The following is a 24,027-nucleotide window of genomic DNA, read 5'->3' on the forward strand; positions in this document are numbered from 1 at the left end:
AATAATATATAATCTTCAACAATAGTGCGCTATGTGAAAGAACCCTTAGATTTAAACGACTTTGAAGTTTCTTACATCAAAAATTAAACAAGTTTATTTTAACCCCGTACTAAAAATCAGAACGGGGTTATACGTGTTTGAAGTTTTAAAATTAAGTAACTTTATTGTCACTTTACAGCTCTTTCTTATTTTCCTTTTAATATCCAAAAACCGATTAATATAATTGTGATACCGATCCCTGTACGCCAATTGGGAATTTCTTTAAGAAATATGTATCCAATTGCTACACTAACTAGGATCTCAATTCCTTTAGATACAATAAGTGAGAAGGTTAAGTCATCTACAATTTTTGTTAAATATTTTACTCCGTATCCAATCATCATACTCGCAGACAGGAAAAAAGGTACAAGTTTAATATAGTACCATAAAGTATGAAAAAAATTAGAGTCAATGTGCTTAGTCTGGTAAGCGTAAATAGCATTAATAATTAATAACCCACCTAACATTAAGAAAAGAGAAAGTAAAATCATAAATGTTGTTCTCCAATTAGATTTGTTTCTATAATTTTGCCCAAATGCAAAATATTTATGTAAGGTGAAAATGAAGTTACTCATTTTGTATGAACTATATTCAAGAAACGGGCGCAATTGTGTAGCAAGAATTGTGCTCTTTTTTTATGTTAATCGAGTGAGACTTGAATAATGCAAAGCTTTGTTGTTTGTTTAAGAAGGAAAGTATATTTATAAATGGAATTATATGTTAAATTTAAAGGAAGGTAATTTAAGGAGGTCTTTTATGGAGACAGCTGGTTTTATTATAATTATAGGAGTGCTATTCAGTTTTGGAGCATGGTTATGGTACTATGCTTCAATTAAAAAAGAATAAACAAAGAAGAAATTTATAAGAGTTAAAAGGTAAATCATTTAATTTAATAGCAGGTCTTTTATCTATTATATCGAATTATTTATGAAAAATTTGTGAGAGGTGACATGTGAAGAATATATTTATATCTATTTGTACATTTTTGCTACTAACAGGCTGTTCAAGTGAAAATTTATCTGCAGTTAAGGAAAAAAATACGCCTACATCATCAGAGACTAAAATGGATGAATGTAAAGTTAGCCCTACCTTTACAATCTCCAAACCAGGTCCAAATGGAAAAGATGTACCTTATGGTTTGCGTGGAGTTAAAGGCAAGTTTGCTATTGTTGAAGCACCAGTTAATGCTGGCACAAATAATAAACAATTACTTCATTTTTGGGGAGGATCTACAGAAAAGACGGAACAGTTATTCAAAAAGCAAGTGAAAATAATTGGGACAAGTAAAGAGGACGGAAAAACTGTTACAGCATTTGAAAGCTCTATTGGTGTACCAAACGAAGAGATAGTTAAACCCCCACATCACTATGGTGAATCCGTAGGATATTTGAATTTACCAGCAAAAGGAATTTGGAAAATGGATGCTTATATTGAAAATAACCTGTTTGGTAGCATTATAATTGAATATTGAAGTCCAATAAGAGTTTTATACAGGCGTACGGCTAACGAGCCAGTAAAACCTTGTTAGGAATCAAAGTTTCAACAAAATGGCCCTTATCAACAGTATCAGCTCAAAAAAGTTAAAAGAATGCACCTTTTATCGTTGATTACATGTAGTCATAGATACACGTTTTAAGGGCATGACTTGAGCCTTCTGTGAGTACAATTGATCCTGAGGCTGTAGCATTTTTCCGATCAGGCAACGAGCCTATCTATCACACCTACCGCGCTTTCGCTTACTAAACTTCAGGTTTGTTTCTTTCTCTAGTTACCCAAGTCCATTTCCTCATACCTTTGAATACGTTAAATACTATAAAAAATAACTGTATATAATGTTTCCACAAAGATAGAAATCTGGTCGTTTTTGTATCATTACATACGTTAAATACGATAGAAAAACATACTGTAGATAAAGGCGGGTTTGTTGAAAAACGTAAAAAGGAATGCCCTTTAGTTTTGGACATTCCTTTTTCAAAGACCTGTATCTGTTAAAAGTATATATACCTTTTTTTTCTCTTATAGTTATTCTCCCTCGAAGTGAATCTAACCATTTATGTTATTAATATAATTAAAAGAACTTAACAAAAGCACAATTGATTTCTTAAGAATAACTTAATTTGTCTTTTATCAATTCATTTGAGAGAGGTTCATATTGAGTGAAAAATATATCTAAAGTTAATAATAATAATAATAATAATTCATATATGAAAATTGATTGAAAACGCCAAACTAATTTAGTTTGGCGTTTGTCCTATTTCCATTATCACGTTTGTTATGAGTAAACATATTAAATCACTAAGAAAATCTTAAGAATTACATAAAGTGTTTGTTAAGATATGATTGGTATTATTCCCTTAGTAGAAATAATAAAGGGAAGGGATATCTATTGAAAATCACATATAGGAGTGAACTTTCATGAACATATTGGTTTGTGATGATGATAAAGCCATTGTAGATGCTATAGAAATCTATTTAGCAAACGAAGGCTATATAATATTCAAAGCTTTTGATGGAGTAGAAGCCATAGAAGTAATCAGGTATCATGAGATTCATCTTATTATTATGGATATTATGATGCCTAAGATGGATGGGATTAGAGCTACTATGATAATTAGGGAAGAAAATAATATCCCATTGATCATGCTTTCTGCCAAATCAGAGGATTCGGACAAAATTTTAGGATTAAATTTAGGGGCAGATGACTATATCACCAAGCCATTTAATCCCCTGGAGTTGATCGCAAGGGTTAAATCACAGCTGAGACGATATACAACATTAGGCAGTCTTGAAACCAGAAGCAATGTATATCATACTGGGGGACTTATGATTGATGATGAAAGGAAAAATGTCACCATCGATGGGGAGGACGTCCATCTGACACCAGTACAATATAAGATATTAAAGCTTCTAACTGCAAACGTAGGTAGAGTATTTTCCATCGAGGAAATCTATGAAAAGGTATGGAATGAAACATCTTTTAGTCCGGAAAATACCGTAACTGTTCATATTAGAAAAATCAGAGAGAAAATAGAAATAAATCCGAGAGAGCCAAAATATTTGAAAGTGGTGTGGGGAGTTGGATATAAAGTTGAAAAAATATAGTCATTCCATTATAACGAAAATTATTGTTTTTATGATTGCGATCGTATGTTTTACGGGTGTCATTAGAGCATTTGTAGAAGTAGAGATCGTAAATGATGGCGATTTTAATAGCGTAGTTGAAAGCAATTATTTAAAGAGCAGAACATATATACAAGAAAGTGAGAGGATCATAAGTGATCTCACAAGACTAATCGGGGAATATAAGAATGAGGAACATATTTTAAGTGGCGAAACGATTAGTGAAGAGGAATGGAAAAGTACAGAGGAAAACTTATTTTCAGATTATCAACTTAATTCCAGAAAGTATAATCCTGAGTTAAGTGAAGAAAAAAATTATGAAATGTTTAAAGAGGAATATGAAGACAAAATATCTCAGGCAAAGGATGAGCTGATTAAGGAAGATTTAAGAGAATTTCATTTGTTAATGCAAAATCTTGAAACGTATGAAGCGCCGTTGTTTTATGGCAGTGATGGAACAAATGTGTTTACAAATAATACAAAGATAGAAAAAGAACAGTTTAAAACTTACCCTGCTTATATGATTTTTGAGGGGTACAAACGAGATTTTTATCCAAAAGAAGCGAATGAAAATGAATACTTGTATCGGATAACTGAAAAAACAGATGAATTGGATCTAGAAAACACGGTAATCTCTGTTGCTTTTACGGAAGAATTTTTAGATCGAAAAACGAAAGAATGGCAAGAAAACAAAGCCATTGCTACAAAAAACTTATATAGTTTAGTAGGATTTTTGGCAGGATTTATCCTTTCATTTGTTTATCTTGTACTCGTAATAGGAAGAAAGTCATTTAAGGATCAAGAGCTGCACTTACTAGCAGTAGATAAATTATATAATGATATTAATATAGTGATTTGTATATGCCTATTACCACTTTGGGTTACATTGGTAGATGATTTGTTTGAAAATATCGTAAAACTAATCATACCAATAACAATTCCTTTCGCTATTCTGGGATTCGTGCTGGTTTTGTCTCTCGTAAAGCATTTCAAAAATAAAACACTTATCAAGCATACATTGATTTATACAATCATCTACAAATTAGTTAAATTTATAGGAGATGTATACCGCAGCGGAAGCGTTGGCGTAAAGACTGTACTAATTGTTATCGGTTATCCGATATTAGTTGCTTTAACGTTTTTCATGTTCCCGGTAACGATTGGCGTAGCAGCCTGGTTTGCCTTTAAAAAAATCAAGTCCTTTAAAGCAATACAGGATGGGGTAGAGAGAATAAAGGATGGGAATCTTCATCATCGACTTGAAGTTGCTGGAAAAGGTGAGTTTGGAAGTCTTGCTGCCGGTATCAACAGTATTACTGATGGTTTGAAAAAATCAGTGGATAGCGAACTAAAAAGTGAGCGGTTAAAAACGGAGTTAATAACCAATGTATCGCATGATATAAGAACCCCCTTAACCTCCATTATTACCTATGTGGACTTATTGAAAAATGAAAAGGACCCATCAAAATCAGTAGAATACATCGAAGTTCTAGATCAAAAATCAAAAAGGCTAAAAATATTAACAGATGATTTATTTGAAGCTACAAAGGCGTCCAGCGGAAACATGCCAGTTAATTTTGAGAAAATTGATATCTTGTCTTTAATAACCCAGGGGCTAGGGGAAGTGAATGACAAAATTGAAGCATTAGATTTAGAATTTAAGATGAATTATCCAAAGGAGAAGGTATATATTACAGGAGATGGGAAATTATTGTGGAGGTCCATCGAGAACTTATTATCCAATATATTTAAATATGCCTTTAAAGGCTCAAGGGTATATATTTCTATCGAGGATTTAGGCAGTGATATCCTTCTTACCTTCAAAAACGTCTCAGCTTTTGAGTTAAATATCTCAGCAGACGAATTAATGGAGCGTTTTAAAAGAGGCGATGAATCCAGATCTAGCCAAGGTAGCGGGTTAGGACTATCCATTGCGAAAAGCCTAATTGAAATACAAAAAGGGAAATTTAACATACAAATTGACGGAGATTTATTTAAAGCAATGATCTATCTACCTAAACATAAATCTTAAAAGAGTGATTGATACTTTTTTTTTCAGGGTTGGAATAGGACATCAAAGGGATGTCCTATTCTTATCTTGTTAAAAGAATTAATAGATCTTCTTATTCTACTACTTAGTTTAGTATTTAATTGAGAGGGCTTCTTCAAATAACAATCTATTCACGTCGAGATCGCTGGAGGTTCTGGTAAGGAGTAAAATCCTCTAGAGATGATTCAGGCGCAACATGAATAAAATCCTCATTCCTTTCGTATTCGGAATGTTTCTGTTTCCCTAAAGACTTATATCTTATATGAACTTCTTCTACAAATTCAGGTTTCTCTTCTGTTAAAGATGACTGTTTCATACCTGATACCCAAGTCTCGAGTCTATAAGTTCCTCTATCAATGATTTCACACAAATCTTCAAGGGATTGAACCAACTCCAATAAACAATCCAACCCATTCCTTAATACGATAAGACCTTTTCTTTTTGCCTTTTGAATTGAGTGTTCCATTCTGTACGAATTTTCATTATATTGAAATTCAATATAACAGCTAGTACGATCCCAATTATAATTGAATTCTACAATATCTAAACGCTTCATAATCTTTTTAAGCTTTCTTTCACACATAATATCTTGCTCTTTATATCGGATAAATTTGAACATACCAATCACCATCCTTATTTATTGTATCTAGATGTGTAATGCCGTTCTCCTAATACCAATGATTTCTACAAAATGTTTTAAATTCCTGTTTTAAACGTTTTACAATTGTCGACTTTTTTTGCGGAATTAAATTAAAGATATTAATGAGCTTTATGCAATTAATGGGGAGGAATGGAAGAATATAAGGGGAATTTAAAAGTATCAATAGGAACTTTATTACCTTGAAATATTTTAAAAACTTCAGAATAAAAATAGTGATGGAAGAAAATTGCAAATATTAAAGGGAACGTTTATAATTGGAATTCCGACAAGACAGAACTGAATTTGTTTACTGTTAACATCTAAGAAATACTTATTAATACCATGGATAGGGTTCTAATGCCTTCTTCATGGTATTTTGTACTCGTTTAAGGAAATTATAAAATTCTTATAATGTGGATAAGCGCACGACATCCAGCTCCAGCGCCTAGCCCCTCGAGGTCATAAGCCACTCATGAATTGAAGGTAAAGAACACCTTCTATTCATGAGCGTCTTATTTGCCCGAGGCTGTTCAAGGCGCTTGCGCTTTTGTACTTTTGCCTTAAGGAAAATACTCGGTTAACTAGGAGAGTGGGAAAATTTGGGCCAAAAGCAGCATCCTGATTTTTACGAAGAAATTGATCGGCTAAGGTTTACAAAAAAGTATATGGAAATGTTAATTCAAGCAAGGGAGCTTGATGAAGAATCCTTTAAGAAAAGTGCCAAGGAATCTTTGGAAGGAATTGACTTAAAGGATAGTAGTTTAAGTTACTTAAACATGCTAACAAATTCGAGTATGCTTCAACGAACTGAAGAAGAAATACGTAGTCTAAAAAAAATCTATCATAAGCCATATTTCGCTCGAATTAATTATAAGGCGAATGATAAAAGTGATGAAGAGATTTTATACATTGGCAAGGCGTCTCTATTTGATCGTGAAACTCAAGATCCTATTATTGTTGACTGGCGTTCTCCTATTGCAAATCTTTATTATGATGGGCGGCTTGGTGACGTAACATACGAAGCAGAAGGTGAAATATATGAAGGGAATCTATCATTAAAGAGACAGTATATAATTGAAGAAGAAGAGCTTAAAGCTATTCGAGATGTTGATTTAACAACCACAGATGAATTGCTACAAGAATCTCTTTCAGCTAGTTCAAGTAATCGGTTAACTGATATTGTTTCAACAATACAGGAAGAACAAAATAGAATTATTCGAGCGGATTTAAATAAACCTATTATTGTTCAAGGTGCAGCTGGAAGTGGAAAAACAACGATTGCTCTTCACCGAATCTCTTATTTTATTTATACATATGCCGATTATTTCAAACCAGAGCAGCTCATGATTCTTGCTCCAAGCAATTTATTCATTGATTATATATCAGAGGTCCTACCCGAACTTGGGGTAGACCGAATCTTACAGATGACGTTTAGTGATTATGTCAAAAGCTGTATCTCGAAAAAAATAAAGCTGACATCCCCATCAGAAAAGCTTGGAAAATTTATTGATCGAACCTATGAAAATCCTGAAATGATACAATGGATTTCTAGCTTTAAGGGGTCATTAGATATGAAAATCATCATTGACCGGTATTTAGAAGATATATTGGAATCTCTTATACCTAAAAAGGACTTTTATTTATCAAAATTTAAACTTTATAGTGCCGGTAAAATGAAACATCTCATGCAAAAGGAATACACGTACTTACCTTATTATCGACGTTTGGAAAAGATAAAAGATGTCTTGCAAAACTATGTGCGAACAGAAAAGAAAGTACTATTGAAAAAAGTAGCAGATTTTTACGATGAAAAGATAGAAAAGGCTCTATATAGTACGAGGCTAGATCCTGACAAAAGAAAAAGCTATGTTACAAAGGCGATGGACAAAAAAGCTGAACTTATGGACGACATTCTCAAGCAATCCCGAGTAGGGGTTCAAGCATATATTAGACAGATTGAGAAATATGATCTTATTCATTATTTTGATGAATTATTTACAAATAAAGACCAACTAGTAAAATATGCTGGAGATATATTAGATCAGAATCAAATAGACTTTTTTTATGACTATCAAGTAAACCTTAGAAAAAAACGTCAATTTGAAGTAGAAGATTTGGCGAGTCTATTATACTTACAGTATCATCTATTTGGTATTAAGAAAGAGCTTCGTGCTCGTAATGTAGTCATTGATGAAGCCCAAGATTACAGCTATTTTCAACTGTATGCACTTAAGAGTGCTTTGGAAACAGACATGTTTACAATCGTAGGAGATCTAGCTCAAGGTATTCACTCGTATCGAGGGTTAAACGACTGGAGCATAGTAAAGGAAGACATTTTTCCAAGAGCAACGTATACCACTTTACAAAAAAGCTACAGAACAACGGTAGAAATTATGCACGCAGCTAATGATATTCTTTCATTATTGCCATTAGATCTTCCGAAAGTTGAGCCAGTCGTTCGACATGGTGATAAACCCGTATTTCATTATTGGAATGATGAAATAGAAGCAGTTGAAAAGATTAAAGCTGAAGTTCAGCGTTTTTATAGTGAGGGAATGAAAACCATTGCAGTTATTGGGAAAACAGAGAGAGAATGTGTGAAAATAGAAAAATTGTTTAGGAAACATGCTAGCGGGGAGTTACGAACACAATTACTTCGTGAAAATGAAGAAATCAACCAAGAAGACTTAATCATTGTTCATTCACAGCTAGCCAAAGGATTGGAGTTTGATGTTGTCCTACTTTTTGCTCTAGACGAACTGTTTGAGCTTAGTGAAATTGAATTGAAATTACTTTATGTGTCCATGACCAGACCATTGCACCGATTAATGTTTTTCGGAAAAAGTCCTTCTGTTTTTTTGTTAGAGCATATACGTGATGATTCGGTAACGATATTGTAGGTAATAGAAATATACAGCCTGTGTTCATAAAATTTAGAACTCAGGCTGTATTTTTTTTAACTTTCCTGAAGTGATGCCACTTTCTCTTCCTATACAGTAAAAGATGTTATAACCACTTTTTGTTCAAGAAAATAACAAAAAAATTCAAATATACTAATCCAAAAATTTAGAACTAATGCTTAATGGTTTATTGTTAAAATAATAATCAAATAAATAATAAAATATCAACAAGTCTTCTATTTGTTAGATAGCACATAGAATCTCTAAAACGTATTTATCTTCTGTACTCGCACTCTAGTTCTAAGAAATATGAGGTAAGAAAGTGGGGAAATATAATGTTTATCCAAGAGATTATTCAGGAAAATTCTATTCTAAAGAACGGATTTGTTTCGTTTGAACCGCTAAATGGTGGATTAAATAATCAAACATTTAAAGTAATTACAAAACAAAGATCGTTTGTAGTAAGAATTAATGGCAAACAAAATGAGTATTTAAATGTCACTAGAGAATCAGAAGTAAAAATTATGAAAAAAGCAGCTCAAGAGGGTTTTGCTCCGAAAGTCATAAGCGCGCACAACCAGGGAAGGTATGTGATTACCGAATTTATTGAAGGTCAAATGATTTCATCGGATGATTTGAATAAAGAAAACTTAAAAAAATTAATTATTAGTCACTTGAAAAAGATTCATGCAATGAAAGATAACGAGCGTCATTGTTCCCCCTATCATTTTATCGAACGCTATTTAAGTGGTGCTCACGAGTTGAAAGTAGACTATCCAAAAGAGTTGAGTCCCTTTCTAAAAAAAGCTGAAGTAATCGCTCAAAAAAGAAGCGATGATAAACAATTCAATGGAAGGTTTTGTCACAATGACTATTTTACTGTGAACATGATATCATCGGGTCAACTTCTTTATATTATTGACTGGGAGATGGCTGGAAGTGGAGATGTTTTCTTTGATTTAGCTACCATTCCTTTTTCGTGCAGGTTCTCGAACGAACAGGAGAAAGAATGGTTAAAGCTTTATTTCGAAACCTATGAAGAAGAGCAATTTCATATTTTACAAGATCTAAAGTTCATGCATATGGTAAGAGAATGTGCTTGGGGATTGTTTTACAGTGGAATAGATGAAAAAAAGGTAAATCATGATTTTAATTATTTTAAACATACACTTTATGTGCTCGAACGTCTGCAGAGAGGTATTAATTACTTATAAAAATGTATCGGAAAGAACAGATAAAAAATTATACCAACATCAAATGCCTTTTACATTAAATCGTACACCCTAATCATCCGGTTAAAAGCTTTCTTTTCTAAGATTCAAGATAGTTAAATTTATATGAAGATTTTAACACTGGGATTGTTTCAATTCCTTTTTCTAAGTTACTAACAGAAACTTTTTTTAAAAGAAAACACAAATAATATTTCCAAATACAAGCTAATAGGTCCTTTATGTCCTTTATGTTTATTCAAGAAAAGGCGCTTTTCTTTAGGAATAAAAAGCGTCCTTTAGGTTGTAAATTAAGAGTTTTCAGGATTAATCTTTTTACGGATAAATGCGATACAAAGTAGTATGATCGGCACGATTATTTGTAAAGGAACATGGAAATATGGAACAAAGTAATTAAATCCAATTTCTAAATGTTCAACAAAATCTGTTCCAATTAATAATGATAAGGGGGTAATTAAAGTACCCAAAGCAAGGAGTATCGATTTAGTATTATTTATCTTGAATAATTGAGAGATTGCAACAGATGCTCCGAATGTCCAACCTCCAACCTTAAAAAATACACCTGCTACCATCATTAAAATAATTAATGCATCAAAGCGTTCAAGAAAATCTGCGATAGAAACCATTCGGGTAGCTCTAAGAAGGGGAAACTCACTCGTACCATAAAGTTCAGGTCCTAAAACAGATAAAATAAAAATAAAATTAAGTGCAAGTAATAACCCTCCGCATAGTATTACTGACATGCCTACCGTTCTGATTATTCGTTTATTGTTTAAAAAAGGAAAAAACATCATCATGATAATGGTTTCTCCAAATGGGAAGTTTATAATATTAGGGTATACCTCATTCAATATTGGTTTTATCCCGTTTCCTAATACAGGGGTAAGGTTTTTAAAATTGAAATCTTCAACACTAAATAATAAAATCCAAATCACAATCATTGACATAATGTAAATTGGGAATACCATTTCCCCCATTCTGCCAAAAGTCTCAACTCCCCCTCGAAGACAGTAGATCATTAAAACCATAAAACTTCCGATCACAAAAACAATTGGGGTTTCAATTAATATTGTCGAGACAATTAATTCCCCGAAATCACGACAAGCTCTTGCCGCAGAATAGATAAAATGGATTATATAAATTATTATAACTGGATAAGAAAGATATTTTCCAATAATTTTAGGTAGCATGGAAACTAATGTATCATTAGGATAATAAAGTGATAATTGCGTAAAAACACCCATTAAAATTAGACTGCTTAACATACCAATCACAATAACTAACCATGCATCCTGCTTAGCTTCCGCACCTAATCCAAAAAGCATTGCTGTTCCAAATTCAAATCCAGCAATTACATAAAAAAGTTGGAGTCCACTTATTTTTTCCTTCACTATTTTCTCCTCATTGAAAAGCTCTTTATTAGTTATTATTTCCATTTGTAGATCCTATAAACGATAAAGCAAAAAAGTAAATCCCATTTACCAAAAGGTTGCTTTTTTCGTACTTCCTAAATAAAGATTAATATTAAACTAAATATATTCTTGTATGCTCTATATCTTAGAATTTTTTAAACAATTGTGGAAGAAGATCGTAATTATAGATTATAGATGAGGTTGAAGAAGGAGTTATATTCCTTTTTGCAGAAATATTAGTTAAATTAATAGATTGTAAGTTAATATGTGTATAACATAATTAATTATTAATTACTACAATAAATTGAGGGGACAACACAATCTACACAAAAGGTAGAGAGGTTTCTTCACATGGTGAGCCCCGTAAAAAACAGATTTTAAGTATTAAAAGTGCAATTATCTTTTTGTAATCGCACTGGTCTAGGTAATAGAATAGCACTATCTCCATTAGGTAAAACTACTTTTCATTTTTTACGAACTAGAAGTATTATCTATAAGTTGACATAGCATGCTCTTGGATATGCTTATGAATGGCATCAGGTACTTCTTGAAGTGAATTTAGTGTCAAAAAAGCACTAGTATGCTCAACATTAACTTCAACAACGTTATATTGCCATTCTGTTTCAGCTGGAATATATATTGCTTGGATATTCTTTTCAAGTGCTGGGACAATATCAGTTCTTAATGAATTTCCAACCATCCATGTTACTTTAGGATCGGCTTTAATTGTTTTTAAAATATCCGAAAGAGCTGTTGTATCTTTATGTTCCGAAATAAAAATACGATGTTCAAAATATGTAGCGAGTTCTAACTGGGCAATTTTCTTACTTTGATTAGCCTGATCCCCACCTGTGTGTAAATATAATTCATGTCCCTCTTCTTTTAAACGTTGTAGTGTTTCATTCATATGTGGAATTGGTTCAACGGGAATTTCAAATACCTTAAACCCCAACTCTCTTAAATATTGGATTTCGTCTTTTTTCTTTTCCTTACCTGTTAAGTCACAAAAATATTTATAAGTACCAACAAATGACTCGGGAAACCGTTCTGACTTTAAACCGTGCTGACTAATCGCCTTAACATCAATTTGAAGTTGTTTCTGTTTAATTTCTTCCTTGGTTATAGAGTCAAACCATGTGATCATTTGGTCAGCGAACTCACTTATTACTCGGTTAAAATATCTATTACAGTATGATAATGTATCGTCAAGGTTAAATAAAATGTTTTGTTTTTGCATTTTTTACTCCTTTCCAAGTATTTTATACTCTAACTATTGTCCCTCAATGTCTAAGTTAATATTACTAGAAGAGGATCAGATATAAATTGATATAACAAACGACATAATAAATAGCTACAATGTCGTTTATTACTTATTCCTTTCTTTTTTTAATCCGACCTATCCCAAGTTGTTTTGCTTCCTCACGTAAAGCTTTCAATAGGCTGAAGGTCATTAAAGCGATAATGATCGAAAATGGTAATGCAGCTATAATCATCATATTTTGTAAAGCTTGAAGACCGCCCGAGTATAGAAGCACGTTTGCGATTGTAGAGAGCAACTCCAAATAAAGATTCCTATGCAGATAGACTTGATATTTGAGCAACACCATTATGTTCAAGTGCAATAGCTGAACCTCCGAAAGCTCTATTCTGAAACCTAGTTTTTCGAAAAACTAGAGGTGTCACAGTTGGTTGAGAACCTAATAAGCGTCTCAGGGACAACTCAAAGCATGTCGATTTGAGAAAATTCAAAATTTTGTATTGAAAATCCAACCAAATTATTATATTATAACCATAACGTTTTATAATATGAATTAGTGTTTTATATTATAAAACAAATTGCTGGTTAAATGTACGAAATCAAAAATGTAAGCGATATAATGCTTGGTTTTTAATCAAATACACATTTTATCAATTGGTGTTCCTTAAAAGGTGCGATCACAAAATCTAGAATAACAATATTAGTAGTAATTCTAGTAATATAAATATGATATATAATTGTGTTAAATCGTTTATTTACCAAAAAAGGAATGAGAAATGTGCCAATTATCCAATCAGTAGACCGAGCTTTACGAATTCTAGAACTTTTTGATGACCGCGAAAACGAATTAAGCATTACAGAGATTAGTAAACGAATGAATCTCCATAAAAGTACAATTCATTCATTACTAAAAACATTACAGGCCCATTGTTACATTAAACAAAATAAAGAGAATGGAAAATATTCCTTAGGCCTTAAATTGTTTGAACGAGGGTATTATGTTATTGAAAATATGGACCTTCGTACAAATGCAAGAAAATATTTAGAATTATTATCATTTCAAACAAAGAACACTGTTCATTTAGTTTTATTAGATGGCCAGGAAGGCGTATATATTGATAAAGTAGAAGGCCATGGTGTTACTGTTTTTTATTCGAAAATTGGGCGTCGTGTTCCATTACACACAAGTGCAGTTGGAAAAGCTTTAGTTGCTTTTAAAGATGATAGTGAAATTGAGAATATCTTGACTAATTATCAATTTACGAAAAGAACAGACAAAACGATAATGAATAAAGAAGAGTTTTTGAGTGAGCTACAGAGTGTACGTAATAAAGGATTTGCTGTTGACAATGAAGAAAATGAAACTGGGATCTTTTGTTTGGCAGTTCCAATAATGGATCATACAGATAAGGTCATTGCTGCAATTAGTATGTCTCTGTCTTCTGCTAAGGTTAAAGATGAAATAATAGATGAGTATAAAACTTTATTAAAAGAAACAGGTGAGCAAATATCTGTTTCACTAGGTTATGGATATAAAAGGATATGATTAAATGGGCTTTAGCCTATTTTTATCTATATAACAAAACTGAGTTTTATAATATAAAACAGGAGGGTTTTTAATGAGAATAATACGTTATAAGAAGAAAGAAGACAAACATCAATTAGCACTAGTTAATAAAGAGAGTTTTGTTTTTGACTTACCATACCCTGATTTTATGTCTTTTGTTAACGAAGCAGAGAAACAAGGAAAGACAGTATTAGCATTAGCTAAAGAGTTTACTGCTAATGAGCCAGTTGAAAAATATGAAAATATGATTCTTACAACACCACTTGATGCACCAGAAGTATGGGCATCTGGGGTTACATACGAAAAAAGTCGTGATGCTAGAAATTATGAAGCAACAGAAGGAAAACTGGATGCTACTACATTTTATGATAAAGTGTATGATGCTGAGCGTCCGGAAATTTTCTTTAAATCAACAGCTGCACGTACAGTTGGTCCGGGACAAGAGGTTTATCTTCGTTCAGATTCAAATTGGCAAATTCCCGAGCCAGAATTAGGATTAGTTATTAATAAAGACGGAAAAATTTTAGGCTATATAGCTGGGAACGATATGAGTTGCCGTGATATTGAAGGTGAAAATCCTCTTTACCTTCCACAAGCAAAAGTTTGGAAAAATTCATGTTCAATTGGACCAGCAATTTTACTAGCGGATGCTGTAGAGGATCCATATAAATTAACCATTACTTGCCGTATTTTCCGTAATAATGAAAAAGTGTTTGATGGAATGGCGAGTGTAAATCAATTAAAAAGAAAGCTAGATGAATTAGTTTCATACCTAGTTCTTGATAACGAGATCTTTGATGGCACAGTACTGTTAACTGGAACTTGTGTAGTTCCTCCAAATGAATTCACATTAAATGACGGGGATACAATTGAAATTGAAATTTCAGAAGTTGGTATTCTTAAAAATCCAGTTAAACAACAAGCAAAAAAAGAAACTGTTTCATACTAAGGTGAATTTATTCGTCACCTTGAGTTTCAATAAATTAATTTAAAATATAGGGAGTGGATTTTAGTGAGTCATACGAAAACAGTAGCACAAACATTTTCAAATTTTATTAATAATGAATGGAAACAATCTTCTGATCATGATGTGATTGCCAGCTATAATCCCGCAAATAAAGAAGAGATTGTAGGTAATGTACAAAAATCATCAAAGGCTGATTTAGACGAAGCTGTAGAAGCAGCCCACAATGCCAAAAAAGGGTGGCGTAAGTTGGGTCAAGTTGCTCGTGGGCAATTGTTATATAAAGTAGCAGATCTTCTAGAGGAAAGCCTTGAGGATATAGCAGAAACCATGACGCGTGAAATGGGTAAAACATTACCAGAAGCAAAAGGTGAAACAGCAAGAGGAGTTGCTATTCTCCGTTATTATGCAGGGGAAGGAATGCGCTCAGATGGGGATACAATTCCGTCAACAGAACCTGATGCACTAATGTTTACGAGAAGAACTCCTCTAGGTGTTGTTGGTGTTATTACACCATGGAACTTCCCAGTAGCTATTCCTATTTGGAAAATTGCACCAGCATTAGTGTATGGAAATACCGTTGTTTTTAAACCAGCTACAGAGGCTGCAGTAACTGCTGCTAAAGTTGTTGAATGCTTTGCAAAAGCCGGTTTTCCAAAGGGGGTTCTTAATTTCATTACAGGTTCTGGGGCAGTTATTGGTCAAGGACTTATCGATCATCCATTACTTAACGGCATTACGTTTACTGGTTCTGAAGGTGTTGGTAAAAATGTTGCAAGGTCAGCAACAGAAAGAGGTATTAAATACCAACTTGAAATGGGTGGTAAAAACCCAGTAATCGTAGCAAGAGATGCCGATTTAAATTTAGCTGTTGATGCCGTATTAAGCGGTGGTTTAAAGTCTACTGGACAAAAATGTACGGCAACAAGTCGTGTTATTGTTGAGGCAGATATTTATGATCAATTTAAAGAGCTACTGCTTAAGAAAATTGATGAAATTACAATTGGTGATGGGTTGAAAGATGGTATTTGGATGGGACCTTGTGCAAGTGAGGGACAATTCAACACTGTATGCAGCTATATTGAAAAAGGTAAGCAAGAAGGCGCATCTCTTATTTATGGCGGTGAAGTGTTAACTGATGACGAATATAAAAATGGTTTCTTTGTTCGTCCAGCAGTCTTTGAAAATGTAAACTCTGACATGATTATTGCGCAAGAAGAAATTTTTGGACCTGTATTAGCTTTACTTAAAGTAGATTCGTTAGAAAACGCAATTGATGTTGCAAATGATTCAAAATACGGATTAAGTGCTTCAATCTTCACAAGAAATATTAGTTCCTTCTTAAGTTTTATTGATGATATGGAGGCAGGCCTTGTTCGTGTAAATGCTGAAAGTGCTGGTGTTGAGCTGCAAGCTCCTTTTGGAGGAATGAAGGCTTCAAGTACAGGATCTCGTGAACAAGGTGAAGCAGCAAAAGAATTCTACACTTCAATTAAGACAGTTTTTGTAAAGGGTTCCTAAAGCTTATATTGTAATCTATCAAATGCCTTCTTAAGCCTCAGGTTGATTCATGGTCTGAGGCTACTTTTTTTAAAATTTGGATATGATAAAAGGGTACATGTTTTTGAACTCCTTAAACGATCTGCTGTTTCTTGTAATATATTAAAATAGGGTATAAATTAGCAATATTCGTAATTTCAATTTCAATTGATGATCTATATAATTTTGTCAAAGCGTTTTCATATAAAAGTTTGTGATGAAATAAGGAATAAACTTAATTGAATTTCTCTCTAAAAGGGTGGGGCGCATGAAAGTCATAAGTTGTGAAGAACCAAAGCGATTTGCAGAAAAAGAAGAAGAGATACCGAAGATTAAGCAAGGAGAAGTGCTTATTAAGGTTAAAAGGATAGGAATATGCGGAACAGATATTCATGCCTATTATGGTAATCAACCATTCTTTACATATCCAAGAGTGTTAGGACACGAATTATCTGGTGAAATTGTAGAAGTTGGTATGAATGATATGGAATTAAAAGCCGGTGATTCAGTTGCGGTTATTCCTTTTTTAGAATGTGGAAAATGTATTGCTTGTCGTCAAGGAAAAACGAATTGTTGTACAAATATGAAAGTATTCGGAGTCCATATTGACGGCGGTATGAAGGAGTATATCAAATTACCTATTGATCATGTGTTAAAAGTAAAGGGTATTAGTTTTGATCAAGCTGCTATGATTGAACCTTTAAGTATTGGAGCACATGCTGTAAGGCGTGCAAAACTTGAGGACAATCAATTTGCTCTAGTTATTGGTGGTGGCCCAATTGGATTAGGTGTAATGAAATTTGCAAAGCTTGCTGGTGCAAAAGTGATTGCAATGGATATTCATGTGTAACGATTGCAATTTTGTAAAGAATGGGCACATGCTGATTTTACGGTTAATGCACTTAAAGATCCAATTGAAGAAATATCAAAGATTACAAATGGAGATTTTCCAGAAGTTGTTTTTGATGCTACAGGTAATAAGTCATCAATGATGAATGCCTTTGATTATGTTAGTCATGGAGGACAACTAGTTTATGTTGGTCTCGTAAAGGATGATATCACATTTAATGATCCTGAATTTCATAAAAGAGAAATGAGTTTACTTGGAAGTAGAAATGCAACACGAGAAGACTTCAAGTACGTTATTTCATGCGTCAAAAATGGAGATATCGATGTAAATCCGATCATTACAAAACGTTTTAAGTTAGATGATATCGTAACTGATTTTGAGGAAGTTACAAATCCAGCAAACAATATTATAAAAGCTATTATTGAAGTGTAACCAAATGGAGAATTAAATACTTGGAAAAAAGTACTTGATGTTAATGTTACAGGTGTATTCCTTGTTTCAATTGCGGTTGTACCTCTAATGATGAAAAACAAATCTGGTTCAATCATCAATTAAACATGAAGTTTAAAAAAAAGAAAAAATCCCGAAAGTGTCGATTGACTTTCGGGGGAACTCTTTCATTCTAAATAGATGACTAGTTCATACTTCTTGTTATTATCTTTAAATCAAATTCAAAAAATGGATTAGTGCAATATATTTAATCTGCTTTTCGATAGAATTGTTTTGCTCTTGTAAAATTAAGATTAATAGCTTCTTTTATCTTCTCATCATCATGATCTTTAATCGCTAATACAAGTTTTATTCTCCATTCAATACTATTTTCCCAGGCACCAGGGATATTAAGTATCTTTAACATTGATTCATGGCGAAGATGTACAATTGTTTGCATTAATTTGTTATATATTTTATTTTTGCTACAAAATCCCATGTGTAAATCGAATTCATCAAGTAATTGTTGGAAATCTACAATGTTCTTTTCTTTAACTGACAAACTTTTCAATTCAATTAACGTTTTTTCTAGGACAATTATATCATCATCAGTCATGTGTTTAGATGCTTCAAGAAAAACCTCGGATTCAATTAATTTTCGAGCAGCATATATTTCATCTAAATTGTCTATTTCATTATAATACATCCAGCCAATGGTCTCAGCAGGAATAGGAGATTCACTCTTATTTACATAGCTGCCTTCACCGGGTTTAATTGTTATTAATCCAATTAGGGCAAGGGCGCGTAAAGATTCTCGAATTCTCCCTCGATTCACTCCAAATTCTTGAGCTAATAAACGTTCATTAGGCAGTTTATCACCAGGATTTAACTCATTTGATGTGATCCATGAAGCAATCTGTTCCATGACTTGTTCAGTAACAGTGATTTTTTTTATTGGATTTATCTTAACCATTATAGAGCCACCTTTTCAATAGACTGGTATTACCAATATACCATTTGATTTATTTTAATAAAAACTTAATACAAAAGAAAGGGATAATTTTAAATATTTTATTAAATTTTAAAAAGTTTGAAAATTCCGTTGAAAAGCCACAATTATGATGATATCATTATTTTTAAGCGTGGTACTACCAGACAGACAAAAAAATGAAAACGTTATATTTTTTTAAGGATCTACCCTTTTTATTATTAGAGAGGAACAACCTGTTATAATATTTTCGCTGGTTTGGTACTACCACACCACCTATGCTATATCAAACGGTTTTAAAACAGTAATCTTAGAAATATAAAGATATTAAAATGTTCAAAAATCAAATAATATCGATTGAATAAAGGGGAAATGATTATTTTGAAGGAAGAAAACTATCGGACAATTGTTATGAGGCCTGAAGACAGTGTAGCTGTCGCATTAGAAGAGATACCAGCTGAAACCAAATTAACAGTTACGTTACCAGATAAGAAAACGAAGGAAATCATAGTAAAGGAAACTATACTATTTGGGCATAAATTTGCCATTATACCCATAACAGGTGGATCTTATATTATGAAATATGGGGAAGTTATTGGGAAAGCATTAAGAGATATAGAGGAAGGCGAACATGTTCATGTTCACAACTTAGAAGGTGTGAGAGGAAGAGGTGACAAAATTGTTGGAAACTAACAATGAAGGTAAATTTTTAGGATATAGACGTCACGATGGAAAAGTAGGGGTAAGAAATCATGTGCTAATATTACCAACAATAACTTGCGCTACTCAGGCGGCAAAACAAATTACTGAACTTGTACATGGAACAGTATCTTTTATCCATCAACATGGTTGTGCTCAAGTCGGAGTAGATTATGAACAAACTTTCCGTACATATGTTGGATTAGGAATTAACCCAAATGTTTATGGTGTCGTTGTTTTAGGATTAGGCTGTGAAACACACCAAGCTAGGAGTGTCGCAAGTGAAATTGCTAAAACAGGTAAACGTGTTGAAACAGTGTCAATTCAAGATTATGGTGGTACTTTATCGGCTATTGCTGAAGGTGCAAAAGCAGCTACTAAACTAGTACAGGAAGCTTCCTCTCAAATGAGAGAATGGTGTGATTTTAGTGAATTAATTATTGGAACAGAATGTGGCGGCTCTGATGCATGCTCAGGATTATCAGCAAATCCTGCAGTTGGTGTAGTGAGCGATATGATTGTAGAAAAGGGAGGAACTGCAATCTTAGCTGAAACGACTGAATTAATAGGAGCAGAACATTTACTAGCTAAACGTGCAAAGAATGAAAGAGTTGCTAAACGTGTATATGAAATTATTAATGCGATGGAAAACCGATCAATTCTAATGGGTGTTGATATAAGAACAGGAAATCCAAGTCCTGGAAACATAAAAGGTGGATTGAGCTCATTAGAAGAGAAATCTTTAGGGGCTGCAAACAAGGCTGGAAAAAGTCAATTAAATGAGATCATAGATTACGCTGAAGCTCCAACGGAAAAAGGGTTGGTTTGGATGGATACGCCTGGTCATGATATCGAGCAACTAACGGGTATGGTTGCTGGTGGTGCTCAAGTTGTTTTGTTTACCAGTGGAAGAGGAACACCTACTGGTTCACCGATTGCTCCAGTTATTAAAATATCTACGAATACACCAATGTTCGAAAGGATGTCAGAAAATATGGATCTTGATGCTGGTTCTATCATTGATGGCAAAGAAACAGTAGAAGATGTTGGAAAGCGAATTTTTGACGAAATCGGAATGGTTTGCTCAGGCAAGCTTACAAAAGCCGAAATACTTAAACAACATGATTTTGGAATCTGGAGAATTGGCCCAACATTTTAATAGTAGATTTACTGGGGACGAAGGTGTAAAAATAAATGAAAACGCTTAATCCGTCTCCTTAAATAAAAAAGTCTAAAGAAAAGGGGTATGGAAATGAAAAAATCATTATTAGCAGTTTTAATGGTATTTTTATTGATGATTGCAAATGCATGTTCTTCAGGTACAACTTCAGGAAAATCGAGTTCTTCCTCATCAAGTGATGGAGATACTGATAAAGAAAAAATTGAAATTAATGTTGCATATGGTAACCAACCAGGTGAGCCAATTGATCAACAAGCAAATAAGTGGAAGGAATTAGCTGCTGAAGCAAGTGATGGGCAAATCGTATTAAATCTTTATCCAAGTTCGCAACTAGGTGCTGAAAAGGATGTTGTAGAACAAGCAAAAATGGGTAATAACGTCATTGTTATGGCTGGTTATGACTTTTTAATGGATTATGTTCCAGATGCAGGTATTCTTACAGCTCCATACTTAACTGAAAATTTAGATGACTTAGTATACTTAACGACTACTGATTGGTTTACAGGTTTAACAGATAAATTAAGAGAACAAGATATTGAAATTGTAAACGGTAACACAGCATATGGTGTTCGTCATTTAATGACAAATGAAAAAGTAACAACCCCAAAGGAGTTAGCTGGATTAAAGATTCGTGTACCTAATAACCAAATGTCCATTAAAACATTTGAGGCTTTAGGCGCAACGGCAACACCAACTCCACTTGGTGATTTATATACTTCATTACAACAAGGTTTAATTGATGGTGCTGAAAACCCACTTCCTGTTTTACAAGGTGTAAAAGCACAAGAAATCTCTAAACATTTATCTTTAACTGGTCACCAAAAATTCATTACATCTTGGATTGCAGGAACAGGCTTTATCGAATCATTACCAGCTGATGTAGTAGAAATCTTAAAAGAAACTGGAAATGAAGCTGCAGAATATGGACGTACTGTATTAGAAGAACAAACAGATAATGTGTTAGAAGAATTTAAAAACGAGGGTGTAGAAGTTCATGAAATAGATATTGCACCTTTTAAAGCAAAAGTAGGTAGCGTGTATGAAGCGTTTCCAGATTGGACTCCAGGTTTATATGAGGAAATCCAAAAGTTACTTGAAAATAAACAATAATCATATTGAGTGGGATTTTCTTAAATAGGAAATCCTACTTTCTTAAATCAAATTAATAGTTTATGAGAAAGCTAAAATTGTTCAGTAAAAGGGGAAAATTATGATTAAAAAGATATTTGATCCCATTGATGATATTATTGCAACACTCGCACTCGCTGTTATTATCTCTCTTACTGTTATAAATGTTTTTTTAAGGTTTGTCTTAAATAGTCCTGTTGCATGGGCTGAAGAAATTTCAATAGGACTATTTATTTGGCTTGTTTTTGTTGGGATGAGTTCGGCCATGAAACGTGATAACCATATTGGAGTCGATTATTTTGTAAATAAAATGCCACGTCCTCTAAAAATTTCCGCCATCATTATTAGGGCTCTCGCCATTTATTCAGCCCTTATCTATGTATTAATCTATCTTGGAAGCAGTTTAACAGCACAAGCTCACAGTAAGGTCACACCAATATTAGCAATTAGCTACCAATATATTGATATTGCTGTACCAATTGGGGGGGTTCTAACAGCTATTCATTTCACCCGATTACTCATTCAAAGTCTAAAAGCTGAGCTAAAAAAAGAAGGGGGAGAATAAAGTGGCTTTAATTGTCGTACTATCTGTTCTTCTAATTTTGTTCTTACTAAACGTACCAATAGCTTTTGCACTAATAGTGAGTACCGCGGTATATTTCTTTTTTATTGATAATTTTTCAAGTTCTATTTTGATACAACGCATGGTCGGGGGAATTGAATCTGTTCCTCTTTTAGCGATTATTTTCTTTATTACTGCGGGTATTTTAATGAATTACACGGGAATTACAACTAGAATGTTAAGATTTGCTCAAATTTTAACGAGTCGATTACCAGGTTCATTAGCACAGGTAAATGTAGTTTTAAGTACGCTTATGGGTGGATTATCCGGCTCAAATATAGCAGATGCTGCCATGCAATCAAAGATCTTAGTTCCTGAAATGGTAAAAAAGGGATATAGTCGTTCATTTGCAACTGTCTTAACAGCTGCAACCTCATTAATAACACCGATTATCCCACCAGGAATTGCCTTAATTATGTATGGGTATGTTGGTAATATTTCAATTGGTTCATTATTTATGGCAGGAGTTTTACCAGGAATTGTTTTATGTATCATTTTCATGATCTATGTTCATTTTTATTCAATAAAACATAAACTTGAAACGGACAATAAAGAACATTTTACAGCGAAAGACCTATTACTATCTTTTAAAGATGCTTTTTTTGCCCTATTGTTACCAGTTATTATTATCGGAGGAATTCGATTAGGGATATTTAGTGCAACAGAGGCAGGAGCGATTGCTGTATTTTATGCGTTATTCCTAGGTTTAGTCATCTATCGTGAAATGAAACTAAAACAACTAGTACGTGCACTTGTCGATACGGTTTATACTTCAGCTTCCATTATCATTATTATAGCTGCGGGCTCTGCTTTTGCTTGGGTCTTAACGTTAGAGCAAGTACCACAAAAAATGACAGCGTTAATGGTGACAAATGTATCATCACCAATTCTGTTTTTCCTAGTTGTTATTGTTTTTCTATTAGTAGTGGGGATGTTTATTGAAGGAAATGTATCGATTATTATCCTAACCCCGTTATTCATGCCGATGCTTGCGCAATACGGAATTGATCCAGTACATTTTGGTATTTTCTTTATCATTTGTATTAGTATAGGAACAATGACACCACCACTTGGTACGATCATGTTCACTACCTGTTCGATTACTGGAACTAAAATTGAAGATTTTATTAAAAGCAGTATACCTTTCTTAATTATTTTAATCATCGCAGCATTGTTAATTGCGTTTGTTCCTAGTATTTCTCTTTGGCTACCAACTACTTTTAAATAAAAGGCTGTTTTCGCAAACTTTGTTGCTTTTAAAATAGTATTGGGTTGGTTGATTGCAGCGAGAGGATGCTCGCTTTCCGTGGGGCGGGCGATGAGCCTCCTCAGCGCGAAGCGCCTGCGGGGTCTCATCTGTCCCGCTACTCCCACAGGAGTCTCGCATATCCGTTCCAATCACCCTAATCAGTT

At 33.4% G+C, this 24,027-nt stretch carries 18 protein-coding genes and 3 pseudogenes; 15 read left to right on the top strand and 6 right to left on the bottom strand.

The window, feature by feature from the left end; translation table 11 throughout:
* Window positions 1–185: 185 nt before the first annotated feature.
* The gene (locus WCV66_RS16860; RefSeq protein WP_338786197.1) at window positions 186–530 is read right to left on the bottom strand and encodes a hypothetical protein; all 345 of its coding nucleotides are present in this window, start codon (window positions 528–530) and stop codon (window positions 186–188) included.
* Window positions 531–991: 461 nt separating this feature from the next.
* Between WCV66_RS16860 and WCV66_RS16865 the strand changes: the two genes are divergently transcribed.
* From WCV66_RS16865 to WCV66_RS16875, 3 genes are all read left to right on the top strand, one after another.
* Window positions 992–1,510 carry a hypothetical protein gene (locus WCV66_RS16865; protein WP_338786198.1) on the top strand — a complete coding sequence of 173 codons (519 nt, stop codon included), beginning with the start codon at window positions 992–994 and terminating at the stop codon, window positions 1,508–1,510.
* 944 nt (window positions 1,511–2,454) lie between these two features.
* Window positions 2,455–3,141, top strand: coding sequence for a response regulator transcription factor (locus tag WCV66_RS16870; protein WP_338786199.1), 687 nt, complete (start codon window positions 2,455–2,457; stop codon window positions 3,139–3,141).
* Window positions 3,128–5,191 (top strand): HAMP domain-containing sensor histidine kinase, encoded by a 2,064-nt coding sequence (locus WCV66_RS16875; RefSeq protein WP_338786200.1) that lies wholly within the window; start codon window positions 3,128–3,130, stop codon window positions 5,189–5,191. Before WCV66_RS16870 ends, WCV66_RS16875 begins: the two co-directional genes overlap by 14 nt.
* Before the next feature lie 145 nt (window positions 5,192–5,336).
* Here WCV66_RS16875 and WCV66_RS16880 read toward each other — a convergent pair whose 3' ends face one another.
* Window positions 5,337–5,828: a hypothetical protein gene (locus WCV66_RS16880; protein WP_083964638.1), complete on the bottom strand. Its 492-nt coding sequence runs from the start codon at window positions 5,826–5,828 to the stop codon at window positions 5,337–5,339.
* Window positions 5,829–6,448: 620 nt separating this feature from the next.
* Here WCV66_RS16880 and helD point away from each other — a divergent pair.
* A complete protein-coding gene (gene helD, locus WCV66_RS16885) occupies window positions 6,449–8,749 on the top strand; it encodes an RNA polymerase recycling motor HelD (protein ID WP_338786201.1) in 2,301 nt (766 codons plus the stop codon).
* 335 nt (window positions 8,750–9,084) lie between these two features.
* On the top strand, window positions 9,085–9,963 hold the full coding sequence (locus tag WCV66_RS16890) for a choline/ethanolamine kinase family protein (RefSeq protein WP_338786202.1): 879 nt from the start codon (window positions 9,085–9,087) through the stop codon (window positions 9,961–9,963).
* Between the two features lie 305 nt (window positions 9,964–10,268).
* Here the strand turns inward: WCV66_RS16890 and WCV66_RS16895 are convergent, their stop codons facing one another.
* The 3 genes and pseudogenes from WCV66_RS16895 to WCV66_RS16905 all read right to left on the bottom strand — a co-directional run.
* Window positions 10,269–11,369, bottom strand: coding sequence for a GerAB/ArcD/ProY family transporter (locus tag WCV66_RS16895; RefSeq protein WP_185653362.1), 1,101 nt, complete (start codon window positions 11,367–11,369; stop codon window positions 10,269–10,271).
* 508 nt (window positions 11,370–11,877) lie between these two features.
* The gene (locus tag WCV66_RS16900) at window positions 11,878–12,627 is read right to left on the bottom strand and encodes an HAD family hydrolase (protein WP_338786203.1); all 750 of its coding nucleotides are present in this window, start codon (window positions 12,625–12,627) and stop codon (window positions 11,878–11,880) included.
* Window positions 12,628–12,760: 133 nt separating this feature from the next.
* A pseudogene (locus WCV66_RS16905) lies at window positions 12,761–12,946 on the bottom strand (BCCT family transporter); the annotation flags it as partial.
* Between the two features lie 480 nt (window positions 12,947–13,426).
* Between WCV66_RS16905 and WCV66_RS16910 the strand changes: the two are divergent.
* The 5 genes and pseudogenes from WCV66_RS16910 to WCV66_RS26865 all read left to right on the top strand — a co-directional run.
* Window positions 13,427–14,194 carry an IclR family transcriptional regulator gene (locus tag WCV66_RS16910; RefSeq protein ID WP_338786204.1) on the top strand — a complete coding sequence of 256 codons (768 nt, stop codon included), beginning with the start codon at window positions 13,427–13,429 and terminating at the stop codon, window positions 14,192–14,194.
* Between the two features lie 73 nt (window positions 14,195–14,267).
* Complete coding sequence (locus tag WCV66_RS16915; RefSeq protein WP_338786205.1) at window positions 14,268–15,164, top strand: fumarylacetoacetate hydrolase family protein; 897 nt, start codon at window positions 14,268–14,270, stop codon at window positions 15,162–15,164.
* Between the two features lie 63 nt (window positions 15,165–15,227).
* Complete coding sequence (gucD, locus tag WCV66_RS16920) at window positions 15,228–16,700, top strand: alpha-ketoglutaric semialdehyde dehydrogenase GucD (protein ID WP_338786206.1); 1,473 nt, start codon at window positions 15,228–15,230, stop codon at window positions 16,698–16,700.
* A gap of 286 nt (window positions 16,701–16,986) precedes the next feature.
* Window positions 16,987–18,000, top strand: a pseudogene (locus WCV66_RS26860) (zinc-binding alcohol dehydrogenase family protein).
* A 63-nt stretch (window positions 18,001–18,063) separates the two neighbouring features.
* Window positions 18,064–18,123, top strand: a pseudogene (locus tag WCV66_RS26865) (hypothetical protein); the annotation flags it as partial.
* A gap of 142 nt (window positions 18,124–18,265) precedes the next feature.
* Here the strand turns inward: WCV66_RS26865 and WCV66_RS16940 are convergent.
* Complete coding sequence (locus tag WCV66_RS16940) at window positions 18,266–18,970, bottom strand: FadR/GntR family transcriptional regulator (protein ID WP_066332947.1); 705 nt, start codon at window positions 18,968–18,970, stop codon at window positions 18,266–18,268.
* A 387-nt stretch (window positions 18,971–19,357) separates the two neighbouring features.
* Here WCV66_RS16940 and WCV66_RS16945 point away from each other — a divergent pair, with 387 nt between their 5' ends.
* From WCV66_RS16945 to WCV66_RS16965, 5 genes are all read left to right on the top strand, one after another.
* Window positions 19,358–19,678 carry a UxaA family hydrolase gene (locus tag WCV66_RS16945; RefSeq protein WP_066332945.1) on the top strand — a complete coding sequence of 107 codons (321 nt, stop codon included), beginning with the start codon at window positions 19,358–19,360 and terminating at the stop codon, window positions 19,676–19,678.
* On the top strand, window positions 19,668–20,843 hold the full coding sequence (locus WCV66_RS16950; RefSeq protein ID WP_338786209.1) for a UxaA family hydrolase: 1,176 nt from the start codon (window positions 19,668–19,670) through the stop codon (window positions 20,841–20,843). The genes WCV66_RS16945 and WCV66_RS16950 overlap by 11 nt, the downstream gene beginning before the upstream one ends.
* A 93-nt stretch (window positions 20,844–20,936) precedes the next feature.
* A complete protein-coding gene (locus WCV66_RS16955) occupies window positions 20,937–21,974 on the top strand; it encodes a C4-dicarboxylate TRAP transporter substrate-binding protein (protein ID WP_338786210.1) in 1,038 nt (345 codons plus the stop codon).
* Between the two features lie 100 nt (window positions 21,975–22,074).
* Window positions 22,075–22,557 carry a TRAP transporter small permease gene (locus tag WCV66_RS16960; RefSeq protein WP_338786211.1) on the top strand — a complete coding sequence of 161 codons (483 nt, stop codon included), beginning with the start codon at window positions 22,075–22,077 and terminating at the stop codon, window positions 22,555–22,557.
* A 1-nt stretch (window position 22,558) separates the two neighbouring features.
* Window positions 22,559–23,842, top strand: a complete 1,284-nt coding sequence (locus WCV66_RS16965) for a TRAP transporter large permease (RefSeq protein ID WP_338786212.1) — start codon at window positions 22,559–22,561, stop codon at window positions 23,840–23,842.
* Window positions 23,843–24,027: the final 185 nt, after the last annotated feature.

Source organism: Metabacillus rhizosphaerae (assembly GCF_037201795.1).
Lineage (GTDB): Bacteria > Bacillota > Bacilli > Bacillales > Bacillaceae > Metabacillus > Metabacillus rhizosphaerae.

Coding starts and splice junctions, on each gene's coding strand:
- WCV66_RS16880 (WP_083964638.1), bottom strand. CDS start 5,828: ATGTTCAAATTTATCCGATATAAAGAGCAAGATATTATGTGTGAAAGA.
- WCV66_RS16960 (WP_338786211.1), top strand. CDS start 22,075: ATGATTAAAAAGATATTTGATCCCATTGATGATATTATTGCAACACTC.
- WCV66_RS16900 (WP_338786203.1), bottom strand. CDS start 12,627: ATGCAAAAACAAAACATTTTATTTAACCTTGACGATACATTATCATAC.
- WCV66_RS16870 (WP_338786199.1), top strand. CDS start 2,455: ATGAACATATTGGTTTGTGATGATGATAAAGCCATTGTAGATGCTATA.
- WCV66_RS16890 (WP_338786202.1), top strand. CDS start 9,085: ATGTTTATCCAAGAGATTATTCAGGAAAATTCTATTCTAAAGAACGGA.
- WCV66_RS16860 (WP_338786197.1), bottom strand. CDS start 530: ATGATTTTACTTTCTCTTTTCTTAATGTTAGGTGGGTTATTAATTATT.
- WCV66_RS16940 (WP_066332947.1), bottom strand. CDS start 18,970: ATGGTTAAGATAAATCCAATAAAAAAAATCACTGTTACTGAACAAGTC.
- WCV66_RS16955 (WP_338786210.1), top strand. CDS start 20,937: ATGAAAAAATCATTATTAGCAGTTTTAATGGTATTTTTATTGATGATT.
- WCV66_RS16945 (WP_066332945.1), top strand. CDS start 19,358: ATGATTATTTTGAAGGAAGAAAACTATCGGACAATTGTTATGAGGCCT.
- WCV66_RS16915 (WP_338786205.1), top strand. CDS start 14,268: ATGAGAATAATACGTTATAAGAAGAAAGAAGACAAACATCAATTAGCA.